The organism is Eubacterium coprostanoligenes, assembly GCF_900167205.1.
In the GTDB taxonomy this organism is placed as follows: domain Bacteria; phylum Bacillota; class Clostridia; order Oscillospirales; family Acutalibacteraceae; genus Eubacterium_R; species Eubacterium_R coprostanoligenes.
On record NZ_FUWW01000012.1, the window covers coordinates 39,666 to 53,920 of the forward strand.

Sequence of the window (14,255 nt, forward strand, 5' to 3'; positions counted from 1 at the left end):
CTTAAAAATTATTTAGCAAAAAGTCCTTTTTTCTTTTCCTTGCCTTTTGCCTTTGCAAGTCCCTCTTTGCCCTCTCTTTCAAGAATTACCTTTTCGGTAAAAGCATTGAGTTCCTTTGAAAATGCGGCTCTCGGCTTGTACGAAACAGCCGGTTGACCACTGTTAAGAGAATCGTTAATTGTTTTAAGGTCGCTTGAGAATATTGCATAAGCGTCCATATTCAAAATATTTTCGTAATCGCTGATTTTAACATTGTTTTTCTTTGTGTTTTTATTGATAATAAGCTTAACCTTGTCGCTTTGATTGATTTGATACAAAACATTTTGGCAAAGTTTTGCACGCTTAAGCGACAAAATGTTGACATCGTTTACCATAAAGATTGTATCACTTGATTCAAGTGCCGTAATAACCGGGTCGGTAAGGTTACAGCCGCAATCAAGAATAATGTATTCATAATAATTTCTGGCTACATCAATAATAGCTTTTACATGACCTGACTGCACATATTCTGCAAGCTCCGGTGATGAAGGAGAAGCAAGCACCGAAAGACCCGAAGCGTGAGTAACGGTGCAGTTTGTAAGATTGTCAATAGAAATACCGAGCGTATCTCTTACAACATCAACTATGGTTTCGGTTGGATTAAGGTCGAGCGCCATATCCGAGTCGCCAAACTGAAGGTCGAGGTCAACAAGAAGTGTCTTTTTGCCACGGCTTGCAAGATTTACTGCAAGGTTGGTGGAAATTGTTGTTTTGCCAACACCGCCCTTACCGCTGAAGAAAGAATAAACATGAGATCTTGTCTTGCGTTCAACATTGATTTTTTTGCTGAGTTTTCTTTCGCTGTTGATGACGCCTTCAAGATTTTTTGTAAGTTCTTCGGTTAAAATGTCAAGGCTCATAACCTGGCGAACACCGTAACGAGCTGCAGCATTAACGAGGTCAACAGTCACTTCATCGGTCATAATAACCGGGGAGCATCCGTTTGATGCAAGCTCCATATCCTCAATAAAGTCAAAGAACTTTTCATCAATATTTTCACTTTCGGTTGCAAAAATTACAACATCAGGTGAATATCCCAAAATTCTTGTTTTTGCTTCATTATTAAATTCGCTGTAACCGATGATTTCAAGTTTTTCGGGATCAATTTTGTTTTTGATGTTTACCTTAATTTCCGTTTGTTCAGCACAAACGACAATATTTATCAAATCAGCCATATGTTTTCTCCTAATATTTTTTATTCTGCAAAAATCATTATTGAGCATCCGCAGGCTTGGTTGTCGGCACAGGAGCATTATTTCTGTGCTTCAAAACAAGCTTAAAGGAATTCTCATTTTCGATTTTATAAAGTGCGAGTGCCTGCTTTTCGGTAACAACAACAGTAAGTGTGTTGTACTCGGTGAGTGCTGTTCCCGAAGCAGAAGCGTTCTTGCTGGCAGTAGCTGTTGAAACTCTCAAAATCGGAAGATTTTTGTATGCAACCTTGGATTTTTTCTTGTTGCCGTCATACACCAAAACATCAACCTTGTCACCCTCATTGATGTAGCCGTCAACACTTGTTACGCTTCCCGCATTAAACGAATAAGCAACCTTGCCCTTTGGAAGTTTAAGTGAAAGAGCAACATCTGCACCGTCAAGGTCTTCAATTCTCTTTATATTAATCGGCTCACCTGCATAAAGCGGGTCAATTGTTACCTTTCCGATAAGTTGATCTTGTTCGGTTACAACAGTTTCGGTATTAACATCTGCGGCAACAACAGTCTTTTTTGTGAATACGCCTGCATCTTCTGCAAACATTTCCTCTGTGATGCTTGAGTTCTGTGACATATCGTTTACAGGAACGATAACTTCAACTGTGTCGGCATCCTTGATGGTCGTCTTTTTGTCGATTTCGCTTGCAAAGAAATATGTTGCGAAACCTGCGATTAATGCAAAAACTACTGCGATCAAATAAACTTTTTTCATTTTGTTCTCCTTATGTAAGTTTTGTGTTGACAAAACTTTTTAATTATTATTCAGAGAGCATTATAATTATATATGCTCTCAAAATTATTATATATAAATATTAAGTGTAGAAATCTTAATGTCCGACAGTAGGCTGTTCAACGATACTGTTGGCTTCCACTTTGTAAACCGACTTGCACCTAAGCGTACGAGTCATACGGCTTTGTCCGGGTTCTGCATCCCAATTTACAAGCGGACTTATTGCGTGGTGAGTGCCGGTAACAAGAACGGAAACATCTCCGTTTGAGCGATTTGACACCTTATATTCTGCAACGGACGGGTCGGTAAGGTACTCTTTGTCGTACGAATAAGCAATAGTAACCTTGACATCCGTAAAATTTGACGGTACGGATGACTTGACCTGATACAATATTCTTTTTTCTTGGTCTGTCAAAGGGCAATTTTCATCTTCAACCGAAACATTTTCGTCAGTTAAATAATTATCATATTGAGAAAGATCATATGTTTTGCTGAAAGATGTGGCTACGCCTGTTGGAGAATACTCAACATCCGGTCGTTTGGCTGATTGATCATACGCAACACGAGTATATTCAACACAGGCAATACGAGCTGCATTTCTTGCTGAATTTTCTACTCCGAGTTGGGTATAAAAAAGCCATCCAAAATCAAGTACCAAAGCCAACAAAAGCATAAACACGGGCAATACAAGCACAAATTCAAGCATTGATTGACCGTCTTCGGCTTTTCCCCTTTGATAAAGTCGATAATATAATTTTTTCAAGAGATTTCACCTCTTAATACTTATTTACAATAATTTAACATAAAGCCTAATTATGAATAGTGGGGCAGGTGACCCTGCCCCAAAATCATTTTGAATTTTTACGAAAATTCAGCACATTGCAAGAAACTTATGCACCAGCTGCACCAGCACCACCAGCACCACCAGCACCACCAGCAGCACCAGTTTGATCAAGCTGATTAATTTGATTTTCAGCATCACTCTTGATCTTGCCAGTCTTCTTATTGATGAGAATAAGAACGCCGATAAGTACAAGTGCTACAAGAGCAATGATAAGAACATACTCAAGCATGCCCTGACCGTTTTCGTCTTTAATAAACTTCATCATAATAATTTACTCCTTTATATTAATTTATTTATGATTTGATTATTAAATCTCAATCTGCCCAACCATATTTTCGATAAATGGGAAGCAAATAGAAATTACCGAGCCTAAAGAGATTAGCGGGCCGAGAGGAATCATTGTTTTGATTCCGCCCTTTTTGGTTGCCTTGAGATAGATGAGGCAAACAATGGCGAGCAATCCCACAAGCACCATTGATTGGAGAAATGCGGTGAAATAAATACACAAGCCAAGCACGGCGCAGTATTTTGTGTCACCGGCACCAACCGGCACTTTGAGCAGAGTGGTAAATGCACAGGAAGCAAATCCTATGAAGAAACCGAACCCTGCGGTGAGCAATATCGTTACATCCTTTTCTGCTACGCAATAGTATGTAAGATAAACTGCCTGAATTATTATCATAAGCAGAAGCAGAGGATTTGGAATTTTCCTAACCAACGAATCCACAACTGCTATTGATGCGATTGGAATGAGGAGCAACTCGTTTCTTATTGCGAGTGCCGTATCCGTTGAGGTCAGCATAACTGCCACGGAGGCAACTACTGCGACAACTATCGACATCACCTTGAAAAGCGGTGTGTCAATCGGTGCAGCCTTGACGGGGTCTTCTGTTCGTTTGAGTGTCAACTTCTTTGAAAGGAAGATTGTGACAACTCCGATGATTAAGCCCCAGCCCGCTCCGATTAAAATCTTAATCAAAATTGAATCTGTAAACATTTAATCTCCTGTGGAACATTTGCTGTTCCTTAATACAAGATTACTACTTTTTAAACAAAAATTCAATGAAAAATTCACAGATTCTTAATTTTTGTAAGGTTTTCCTATTTGAAAAAGTGATTTTGTGCAAATTGCACAAAGAAAACAAACTTTCGTTAATTTTTAGTTAAGAATTTATTGTATATTTTTTGATTTCAAACTCGGAATTATTGTACATTGCAAGTTTCCTGTCAAAATCTTCTTGGGCTTTTTGGCTCTTTTTTTCGTTGCAATACTTCAATTTTCGGTCATCAAGATCTGCCTCATAGAACATAAATTTGCCACCCTTGGATTCCGCTTTTGCAAACTGATGTATGAGCTTTTCGCCTTTTTTCACATCTGTGAACTCAATTTCGGTTGAATCAAAATACAAAGAAAATTCTGCATCGGCTCCTGTTACACCTGCTCCGCTCTTGAAATTTTGTTCCATCACATAATTATACGCTTCAAGTGGAGTGGACTTGCTTGATTTTTGTGCAAAAGTAACAGAATAGTCTTTTTTTGTTGATATATCCTGCGCCACCATTCGTGCACATTTATCCATAACAGGAGAAACGCCTACTTCGGCGAGAGCCTGCATCCAACCGAGCCAGCCATAAAGGGCAGTGTATCTTTCAACGCTGATAACTGCGCCGTCATCGGTCAAATTGTTTGCAATTGCCGTTGCAAGAGGAGAAAAAGCCTGCTGATAAGCATTTTCTCTTTCGCTTCTTTCGCCGATAACGCTGACTCCGCTTGTCTGCTTTTGTGCAATGTCAAGAAGTCCTCTGAACGAAGTGGCAACGCTTGCCTTTTCGTCAAGCACAAAATCGTATATATCCGCTGTGACAAATTCCACATTTGAAAGACCGAGTCTTTCGGCAAGAGCCTTGGCATTGTTGACGGCAAGTTCGTTTTTGTCCACACCGACAACTCGGCACTCCGGATACTGCTGTGCGATGAAGCAAGTTACAAGACCGCAATCGCAACCTACATCAAGCACTGTGCCGTGGAAATACTCCGCACTGTCAATAATCATATTGCCGAGATGCCTGAAAAGTCCGCTGTCAAATGCGGCAGAAATACAGAGTGAGCCGTCAAGCGTTCTGTTTTTCAATTTATAAAAATATTCGTTATTCGAATTTTGCCCCTTTGCTCTCGAATTGAGAGTGTCGGCAAGTTCCTTGACATAGCCCTTGTCGGTTTTCATCATAAGATTTGCCAAAAAGTCGTTTGTGTTCTTGTAATACTTCAGGTCAAGCGCCTGCATATAATTGTCTACTTGCTCGTAAGTTTGCATAACATAACCTCACATATATTAATATATGTATATATTACCAATAAGATTATACCCCTGTCAAGTGGGCATAACAAAAGCCTCCCCTATAATTAGAGGAGGCATATTGATAGATTTATAATTATTTATATAGAGCACCGTATGTTTTGCAAGCCTCGTAATCTGCTGACTGAACATCATCTGTGCCGAATGCTGCCCAACACTGCGGACGGAAAATTCTGTCGTCCGAAACATTGTGCATATTTACAGGAATGCGAAGCATTGAAGCAAGAGTGATGAGCTTGTCGCCGACATGACCGTAGATTGTTACGCCGTGGTTAGCGCCCCAATTTGCCATAACGCTGTAAACATCCTTGAATGCGCCCTTGCCTGTGAGGGTCGGAGCAAACCAAGTTGTAGGCCAAGTCTTGTCTGTACGCTGGTCGATAGTGTTGTGGATTTGGTCAGGGAGGTCAACAGTGTAGCCTTCTGCAAGTTGAAGAACAGGACCGATACCGTCAACAATATTGATACGGAGCATTGTTACAGGCATTTCTGCCTTGCAACGGAAGTGTGATGAGAATCCGCCGCCACGGAAATATTCATAGTTTGCTCTGCACCAATCTGTTGCATCAATGCAAGCCTTGATGTCGGCTTCTGTCATCTTCCAGAACGGTTTCATGCAGCCTTCGCCGTTTTCGTTCTTTGAAGCACCGCAACCGTCAAGAGCAGTTGCACCCGAGTTGATGAGGTGAATGAAGCCGTCTTTTGCAACACCATCAGGACGCATACCTGTTACACGCTCGCAAGCGTCAGGACTCCAATATGTACGAACATCGTGGAAGCAAGGTGCTGTGTCTGAAACAAGAGTGCCGAGAATCATTGAAGCACCGTTGAGTGTGTCGTTTTCTGTTGCGAAAGGAGTAGGCATCTTCTTGCCGTTCCAGTCGAATGTTGAAGCCATAATAGCCTCTGTGAAGTCTGCGTTCGGAAGCCAGTCTGTCCAGTTTCTCTGTCCTTGGAAACCACCTGCAACAGCGTTTTTGCCGAGTGCTTCCTCGTGCCAGCCCATTTCGTCAAGCTTCTTGTTGCCGAAAAGAATGTCACGAACGATAAGTGTCATCTTTGTGATGAACTCCCAATCCTTGTCAGGAGAAACAACCTTTGACTTCTTGATAATTTCAGGGAAGTCCTTGCCTGCGTTTACATCAAAGCCTTCCTTGCAGTTAGCCTTTACCCAAGCGATAGCCTTGTCGTATTCATCGTGGTCGTAGATTTCAAGAGTTATTCTGCGCACGATTTCTGTCATATCAACCCACTCGGGACGGATGCCGAGATACTTCTGGAAAAAATCAGCATCACAATATGAGCCTGCGATACCCATTGCGATACCGCCGAGGTTTACATATGACTTGTTTTTCATCCAGCCAACAGATACGGCACATTTTGCAAAACGCAAAATCTTTTCCGCAACATCGGCAGGAATTGACTTGTCGTCCATATCCTGAACATCGTGGCCATAGATTGAGAATGCAGGCATACCCTTTTGTGCATAAGCAGCCATAACAGCGGCAAGATAAACCGCACCCGGTCTTTCTGTGCCGTTAAAGCCCCAAACAGCCTTGATTGTTTTTGGATTGTTGTCATATGTTTCCATACCGTAGCACCAGCAAGGAGTTACGGAAAGAGTTGCAACAACATTTTCTGTTGAAAACTGTTCCTCGCAAGCAGCAGCTTCTGCGCCACCGCCGATAGTTGTGTTTGAAACAACGCACTGAACAGGTGTGCCGTCAGGATAGCAAAGAGTTTCTTCAATGAGCTTTGCGGCAGAAGTTGCCATACCCATTGTTTGCTCTTCAAGGCTTTCACGCACTCCGCCCCATCTGCCGTCGATTACAGGACGGATACCGATTTTAGGATAATTCATAAAAATTTACTCCTTTACAAATTTATTTTATAGCGTTTAAAAATTTTTCGTAAGCCTCCTCAAAACTTTGAGGATTGATTGGCTTGTACTCTTTTAGATTTTCTTGTGACTTGATAATTACTCTGCCGGCATTGACATCTTCAATATCGCCGAGTGCAATGAGCTGAAGAATGATGTTGCCGAGAGCGGTCGCCTCTGTCGGACCTGCAACAACAGGCAAATTGAGGCTGTCGGCTGTCATTTGACAAAGGAAGCTATCCTTTGTGCCACCGCCGAGGAGATGAAGCACATCAAAGCGTTTGCCCGTGTTTTCTTCAATCTGTTTGATTGCAAAACGATACTTCATTGCAAGGCTCTCGTAGATACATCTAACCAACGCACCGTCCGATTGAGGTTCGCCCTGACCCGTCTTTTTGCAATAATCACGGATTTTTTTAGGCATATCCTTTGGAGAAGCAAAAATGTCCTCATCCGGGTCAATAAAGAATCCAAACGGCTTTTCATTCCTTGCAAGCTGTTCCATATCATTATAGGAATAGTCCTTGCCCTCTTCTCTGAAATTGCGTCTGATTTCCTGAATCAACCACAAACCGCTGATATTCTTTAGGTAATTGATTTTGCCGTTTGCACCGAGTTCGTTTGAAAGCTCGTCCTCCATACTCTTTTGAGTGAGAATCGGCTCGTCACATTCACAACCGATAAGCGACCAAGTTCCGCAAGAGAGGAACGCCGGCTCTTCGCCGTCAACGCTCGGCATTGCACAAACAGCGCATTGTGTGTCGTGGCCCGCAACCTTGATTACCTTTATACCATTGTACTCGCCTGCAACGGTTGCACTTTCAACGATCGGCGGAAGCATATTTTCGCTCTTGCCGGTGAGTGCAAAAACATCCTTTTGCCACTTGACATTTTTCAAATCAAGCATTTGAGATGTTGAAGCGATTGTTTGCTCCGCTGTTTTTGCTCCGCAAAGTGCATAAGCAAAGAGGTCGGGCATAAACAGGAACATATCGGCGCTGTCGTTTTCCTCTGTCAAAAGCTGAAAGAGGGTGTTAATCGGCATAATCTGATTGCCTGTTTTTTTGTACAAATCTGTTTGAGAAATGCTCTCAAATATTTTTTGCGGTGCGTCCTTTGTTCTGCCGTCACGGTAGCAAATCGGCAAGTCGGCAATTGCGCCGTCAGCGTTTACAAGTCCGTAATCAACGCCCCAAGTGTCAAAAGCAAGAGAGTCCGCATTGTCGGCAAGCTCTATCGCCTTTTTTACTTCACCCAAAAGATACGGAAAATCCCAGCGGAGATGCCCGTCTTTTTCGGTGAGAACATTGTCAAAACGGTGAACCTCGTTGTACTCGATTTTGCCGTTTTTGTATTCGGCAAGGATTGCCCTGCCTGTTGATGCACCAAAGTCGAATGCTAATACTCGGCTCATACTGTTACTACTCCTTTTTTGAGCAAAACATTTGCATAAATTGCGGTTTCGCCTGTTGCGATGATGAGATAAGCGTTCTTTGCTCTTTCATAAAAAGCAAAACGCTCTGTCATTTCAATATCGTGATGGTCAGGCTCGTATTTGTTTAAAACCTTGTCGTACTCTGCCCAAATTGCAGGTGTAGGGGTATTGTCACCCTTAACAACTTCCATAAGTGCAACAGGCTTTTCGGTGTATGTATCAAGCGGAATGAGTGACAAAACAGCGTCCAAAACATCGGTTGTTGAATGTCCGTCCGCACGAACAACGATTGCGTTTTTGCCAACGCTTTCGCAAGGGAAATTGCCGTCTGCAATTACAAGTTCGTCACCGTGCCCCATCTCGCAAAGAGCCTTGAGGAGTTCGGGTGAAACGATAGGATTGATACCTTTGAGCATAATCAGTCCTCCTTTTTGTGGAGCATTTCGTCCTCAGGATTGAATACCTTATATCCCGGATGACGACCTGTGATTCTGTAATAACTTCTGAGGTCAATGAGCTTTTGGATGTTTTCGTGGTCAATGTCGTGGCTTCCGCCGAGGATAACGGCATTGATTGTGATTTTTGCCCAAAGTTCAAGGCTTTCCATTCTGTAAAAAGCTGTGATTACATCACTGCCAACTGCAAGAGCGCCGTGGTTTTCAAGAAGCATAACATCGTGCTCCTCAAGATAAGGCTCGATTGCATCGGGAACTTCCGTTGTTGACGGAGTGCCGTACGGTGTGAGAGGAACTGCGCCGATTGCAGCTACATCCTCAATCATATTGTACATATCCATTGCCTTGTGAGCCACAGCAAAACCTGTTGCTCCCGGTGGGTGTGCGTGGATTACGCTTGTTACATCAGGTCTTTTGTCGTAGCAACGAAGGTGCATTTTGATTTCGCTTGACGGACGAAGACCCTCTGCTGCTTCAAGAACATTACCCTCTCTGTCAATTCTGATGAGCTTGTCAGGAGTGATGAACGACTTGCTCATACCTGTCGGTGTTGCAAGGATTGTGCCGTCCTCAAGCAATGCACTTACATTGCCGTCATTGGCAGCAACCCAACCGAGTTGCCACATCTTATGGCACACATCACAGATTTGCTCTTTGATTGTTTCGATATCCATAATTAAACTTCCTTTCGGTTTATAATACTATATTTATATTATACTGTTGATTTTTACCGATAACAAGGTGTATAATGATAAGTAGTAGGACAATATTGACATTTTAGGTGAAATTATGCGATACATAGGCTATCAGGAAAATCAGGTGCGTGGCACTTTTGGATTTCCTATACAATTATATTATGTTGACGCCAATCATCCACAATACGAAATGCCGTTTCACTGGCATATGGAATGCGAGCTTATCCTTGTGCTTGACGGCAAACTTCAGCTGACAATCAACGGCACGGCATACACCTTGCAAAAAGGACAGAGCGCATTCATCCCCGGAGAGTTCATTCACGGCGGAGTGCCGGAGAGTTGCATATATGAATGTGTTGTTTTTGACATTGAACGATTTTTGGCTCAATCTCCGCAATGCCTTGAAAAATACACCTCGGCGCTTGACAACGGCGATGTTGCGGAAATGATATTTGACGGCAGTTCAAAGTGCGGTCAAATCATTGACGAACTGTTTGTGAATATGGAAAAAGAGGGGTCAAACTACACCTTTACCACAACAGGTTTGCTGTGGCAGTTTATTGGTGAATTGCTTGAGCAAAAAGCACCGCACAGCACAGATGATTTTGACACGGTTTACCGCAAAAACAAGCAGATAAAACGAGTGCTGACAAAAATCAGGAACGACTATTCAAAGCCGCTCACCCTTGACGATTTGGCAAGAGAGGCTCACCTCAATTCGCAATATTTTTGCCGAGCATTCAAGGAACTTACGGGCAAATCGCCGATTGATTACCTCAACTATTACCGCATTGAATGTGCGGCGGAGCAGTTGCGACTGCCCGATTTGTCGATAACGGAAATTGCTTTGTCGTGCGGTTTCAACGATTTGAGCTACTTTAACCGAATGTTCAAACGCAGAAAAAATATGACACCGTCACAATACCGAAACAAAATAATGTAGGCGCGAACTGTTTTCGCCTAAAAAAGGAGATGTTTTTATGAAAAAATTATTATGTGTACTTATGGCAACGGCAATGATTTTCGCTGTCTTTTCAGCCTGCTCAAAACCGACCGAAAACGACAAGCCGACCACCGAAGCACCAACAACCGCCAAAGCCACCACGGGTTTCAACACCGACACCGAGGGACTTATGACGCCCAATGAGGTTATGAACGACGCATCAACCGTTGATTTGAATCACTATATGGAGGTTGAGGGGCTGAAAAAAGTTGAGAAAAAAGATGACGAATCAGCCACAGGAACAATCGGTTATTACGACAAGAACGGCAATATTGTATACAAAAAGTATATCGGATACGGTGAAGATTCTTTTGATTATTACATCAAGTCGAATTCCGGCAAGAATTTAACCGTTAAATATATTTTGGAAGACGGCAAAACAATCGGTGTAAACGCCGAGTGCGAGTACTACACAATCTCTTTCAACAAGCTTGACGGCAATGCAAAATACGGCGCAAACGACATATACATCACTTCACAAAAGAAGTATGACAGCGATTTTCCGAAAATTGCAGAATACCAATATGACGGCAAAAAGTTCAATCTTGTCGGCAACACATTTTACGGCAAAGACGGTTATTGCAGATATTCGTGCACCGATGATAACGGCTCAAAAGCTGAAGATGAACTTATACTTTTTGAAAAAATCGACACCCCGCAGGTCAACAATGATTTGGCAGAAATGGCAAACGACCACAGGGTTTTGAGCGTTGAGTTCATTGAGGGTCAGCACGCAATCAAATACACCGAAGATAAAAATGGCAAAAAATCGTGGTTTATTGACGGTAAAATATACTTTGTGTTTAACAGCAAAAAAGGTGCAGAGCAATTTGCAAGCAAATACGGCTTGACTGCAAAGAATTCGGAATACAACGACAGATACTACACCTGCACCCTCACCGCTTCAATTCCGATTGACGAGGACTACACCGAGTTTTACAGCTTTTCATCGCAGGATTTCAATGACTACATCTTCGGCAGACTTCACCTTTCAAACAACGGCACAGTCCTCAACATCACCGAAAACGACACAAACCTTGTGTTTTATTGATACGGTTAAAAAAATAAGACCTTAGGAAGCATTTGCTTTCTAAGGTCTTTTGGTCGAGGTGACAAGATTCGAACTTGCGACCCCCACGTCCCGAACGTGGTGCTCTACCAAACTGAGCCACACCTCGATATTGATTTGTTACTTGTGTATTATAGCACAATCATCAAAAAATACAATAGTTTTTTCAAAATAATTAGTTCAGCTCCCGATTGAAAACGCAGTCGAGAGCTGAATTTTTGCTTTTTTTATTACTTTTGTTCGTTGCTTTGAGCCTTTGCAAGTTCCTCGGCGAAGGTCATAATCTTATAATTATTGCTGTCTGCCTCGATTTTGTCGGTGAGGATTTGCACGGTTTCAACAAGTGCCCAAACCTCTGCCGCAACCAAACCGAGCCCAAAGAAAAGTGAGCCGATGAGTGCAACAAGAAGCTGTGCTGTTGCTTTGCCGTTGTTTCCAAGATAAAAATTGTGGATGCCAAACGCACCGAGTGTTGCACCCAAAATGACTGCAACATACTTCTTCTTTGGCTTGTAACCTTCAGGATAATCGGTCATCGGAGCAGGCGCTGACATAACAGGATTGTAATAAGGCGCTTGCTGAGTCGGGTCGTAATAATTCTGCTGTGGCGCACCGAACGGCTGTGCATACTGCTGATTGCCGTCAAATGAATTTTGATATTCGCCATAGTTCATTTCAGGCTGGGTTGGTGGCTGATAATATGTATTTTCCGGCTGTGGTTGCTCTGCTGTTTCAATAGGAGCCTCGACCTCCGGCTGAACCTCGTTTTCAGGCTGTGCCTGTGCTGTTGTTTGAGCATCTTGTTCAACGGTTGTGCAGGTGCAAATTTCACCCTCGAGCAAATCTCTGCCACAATTAGGACATTTCATAGTTATATCTCCCTTCAAATATCTTTATTGTCTATGGGTATATATTATGACAAATTATCGACAAAGTCAAATTTATTTAATTAACAAATATTATATTTTTTGTAAACACGAACAAAATCAAATCGAATTCTTCAAAATCTACCGAAAATTTATACAAAGTTTATAATAATGTAATTAATAAATATTGAATTGTAAAAGATATAGTTATATAATAAACTTGATTAAACTATCAGGAGAACTGCTATGACAGAATTTATGGGTGAGGACTTTTTGCTTGACACGGATTGTGCAAAAAAGCTGTTCCACGAATTTGCGGAAAATATGCCTATTTGCGACTATCACTGTCATTTGAGTCCAAAAGAAATTTACGAAAACCGTGAACCGAGCGACATATCGGAGCTTTGGCTGTCGGGCGACCACTACAAGTGGCGAGCAATGCGAAGCGCGGGAGTTGACGAAAAATATTGCACGGGTGACGCTACCGGTGAAGAAAAGTTCATCAAATTCGGCGAAGCGTTGCAATACTGCATCGGCAATCCGCTTTATCACTGGGCGCACATTGAGCTTCAACGATACTTTGGAATCGACACTCCGCTGAATGCAAAAACTGCGAAAGACATCTACAAAAGGGCAAACGAGGCAATCAAAAACGGCGATTTTCGTCCGCAGAGCCTCATCACAAACAGCAATGTCAAAGTTGTTTGCACCACGGACGACCCGATTGACAGCCTTGAATACCACAAAAAGCTGAAAAATGTTGACGGTTTTGACTGCAAAGTTTTGCCGACATTCAGACCCGAAAAAGCGCTGAACATCCACATTGACGGCTTTGCGGATTACATCAAGGAATTGGGCAAGGTGGCAGAAATTGAAATTTCATCATACAAAGATGTGATTGACGCCCTGCTGAAAAGATGCGATTATTTCAACGAAGTCGGTTGCAAAGTTTCCGACCATTCGTTTGACTATGTGCCGTTTGACATTGCAACGGATGACGAAATTGAAAAAGTGTTCCGCAACGCTATGAACGGCGAAATTCCTACACAGGCTGACGGCGACAAATACAGAACAGCCGTGCTCCTTGCACTCGGCAAGAAATATCACGAGCTTGACTGGGCAATGGAAATCCACATCGGCGCACTGCGCAACAATTCCACAAGAATGTTCAATGCAATCGGTGCGGACACAGGATTTGACAGCGTTGGCGACTGCGAAATTGCATACACGCTTTCAAGATTTTTGGACGCACTTGATGTCAGCAACTCGCTTCCGAAAACGATTTTGTTCAACCTCAACGACAAGGACAACACCGTGCTTGCAACAATGCTCGGCAACTTCCAAGGCACAGAGGCAGAGGGCAAAATTCAGTTTGGACCTGCGTGGTGGTTCCTTGACACAATGGACGGTATGACCGCACAGATGAAGTCGCTCGGCAACCTCGGTGTGCTCGGCAAATTCATCGGTATGGAAACCGATTCACGCTCATTCACCTCATACGGCAGGCACGAATATTTCAGACGAATTATGTGCCGTTTGCTCGGCAGATGGGTTGAGGACGGATGGTATGCCTATGATGAGGACATACTAAAAGAAATCGTTTGCGGAATTTCCTACAATAACGCAATAAAATATTTCGGATTTTAATTATATTATCAAAAGGTGATTTACT

14 protein-coding genes and 1 tRNA gene are annotated in these 14,255 nt (G+C 42.6%); 3 read left to right on the forward strand and 12 right to left on the reverse strand.

Features of this window, described 5'->3' with window-relative positions; all coding sequences use genetic code 11:
* Positions 1 to 8 precede the first annotated feature (8 nt).
* The 10 genes from B5D29_RS06045 to B5D29_RS06090 all read right to left on the reverse strand — a co-directional run bounded on the left by B5D29_RS06045 (position 9) and on the right by B5D29_RS06090 (position 9,624).
* Positions 9 to 1,214 (reverse strand): AAA family ATPase, encoded by a 1,206-nt coding sequence (locus B5D29_RS06045; protein ID WP_159443415.1) that lies wholly within the window; start codon positions 1,212 to 1,214, stop codon positions 9 to 11.
* Positions 1,215 to 1,251: 37 nt separating this feature from the next.
* Positions 1,252 to 1,962, reverse strand: coding sequence for a Flp pilus assembly protein CpaB (gene cpaB / locus B5D29_RS06050; protein ID WP_078768689.1), 711 nt, complete (start codon positions 1,960 to 1,962; stop codon positions 1,252 to 1,254).
* A gap of 115 nt (positions 1,963 to 2,077) precedes the next feature.
* A complete protein-coding gene (locus B5D29_RS06055) occupies positions 2,078 to 2,743 on the reverse strand; it encodes a TadE/TadG family type IV pilus assembly protein (RefSeq protein ID WP_078768690.1) in 666 nt (221 codons plus the stop codon).
* Between the two features lie 127 nt (positions 2,744 to 2,870).
* Entirely contained in the window at positions 2,871 to 3,089 is a 219-nt protein-coding gene (locus B5D29_RS08795; protein WP_078768691.1) for a Flp family type IVb pilin, read from the reverse strand.
* Between the two features lie 42 nt (positions 3,090 to 3,131).
* Positions 3,132 to 3,821: a prepilin peptidase gene (locus B5D29_RS06065; protein WP_078768692.1), complete on the reverse strand. Its 690-nt coding sequence runs from the start codon at positions 3,819 to 3,821 to the stop codon at positions 3,132 to 3,134.
* Positions 3,822 to 3,987: 166 nt separating this feature from the next.
* Positions 3,988 to 5,139, reverse strand: coding sequence for a class I SAM-dependent methyltransferase (locus tag B5D29_RS06070; protein WP_078768693.1), 1,152 nt, complete (start codon positions 5,137 to 5,139; stop codon positions 3,988 to 3,990).
* A gap of 118 nt (positions 5,140 to 5,257) precedes the next feature.
* A complete protein-coding gene (locus tag B5D29_RS06075; RefSeq protein WP_078768694.1) occupies positions 5,258 to 7,042 on the reverse strand; it encodes an L-fucose isomerase in 1,785 nt (594 codons plus the stop codon).
* 22 nt (positions 7,043 to 7,064) lie between these two features.
* Positions 7,065 to 8,474: a rhamnulokinase gene (locus tag B5D29_RS06080; RefSeq protein WP_078768695.1), complete on the reverse strand. Its 1,410-nt coding sequence runs from the start codon at positions 8,472 to 8,474 to the stop codon at positions 7,065 to 7,067.
* Positions 8,471 to 8,911 carry an RbsD/FucU family protein gene (locus tag B5D29_RS06085; protein WP_078768696.1) on the reverse strand — a complete coding sequence of 147 codons (441 nt, stop codon included), beginning with the start codon at positions 8,909 to 8,911 and terminating at the stop codon, positions 8,471 to 8,473. Before B5D29_RS06085 ends, B5D29_RS06080 begins: the two co-directional genes overlap by 4 nt.
* Positions 8,912 to 8,913: 2 nt before the next feature.
* Positions 8,914 to 9,624 (reverse strand): class II aldolase/adducin family protein, encoded by a 711-nt coding sequence (locus B5D29_RS06090; RefSeq protein ID WP_078768697.1) that lies wholly within the window; start codon positions 9,622 to 9,624, stop codon positions 8,914 to 8,916.
* Between the two features lie 115 nt (positions 9,625 to 9,739).
* Between B5D29_RS06090 and B5D29_RS06095 the strand changes: the two genes are divergently transcribed.
* Together B5D29_RS06095 and B5D29_RS06100 are read left to right on the forward strand one after the other, a co-directional pair.
* Positions 9,740 to 10,588, forward strand: a complete 849-nt coding sequence (locus tag B5D29_RS06095; protein ID WP_078768698.1) for an AraC family transcriptional regulator — start codon at positions 9,740 to 9,742, stop codon at positions 10,586 to 10,588.
* 37 nt (positions 10,589 to 10,625) lie between these two features.
* Positions 10,626 to 11,699 carry a hypothetical protein gene (locus B5D29_RS06100; protein WP_078768699.1) on the forward strand — a complete coding sequence of 358 codons (1,074 nt, stop codon included), beginning with the start codon at positions 10,626 to 10,628 and terminating at the stop codon, positions 11,697 to 11,699.
* Positions 11,700 to 11,749: 50 nt separating this feature from the next.
* Here B5D29_RS06100 and B5D29_RS06105 read toward each other — a convergent pair.
* Both B5D29_RS06105 and B5D29_RS06110 read right to left on the reverse strand, forming a co-directional pair.
* A tRNA-Pro gene (locus B5D29_RS06105) sits at positions 11,750 to 11,826 on the reverse strand.
* A gap of 121 nt (positions 11,827 to 11,947) precedes the next feature.
* Positions 11,948 to 12,586, reverse strand: a complete 639-nt coding sequence (locus B5D29_RS06110; RefSeq protein WP_078768700.1) for a TM2 domain-containing protein — start codon at positions 12,584 to 12,586, stop codon at positions 11,948 to 11,950.
* Between the two features lie 243 nt (positions 12,587 to 12,829).
* Between B5D29_RS06110 and uxaC the strand changes: the two genes are divergently transcribed.
* Entirely contained in the window at positions 12,830 to 14,230 is a 1,401-nt protein-coding gene (uxaC, locus tag B5D29_RS06115; RefSeq protein ID WP_078768701.1) for a glucuronate isomerase, read from the forward strand.
* Positions 14,231 to 14,255: the final 25 nt, after the last annotated feature.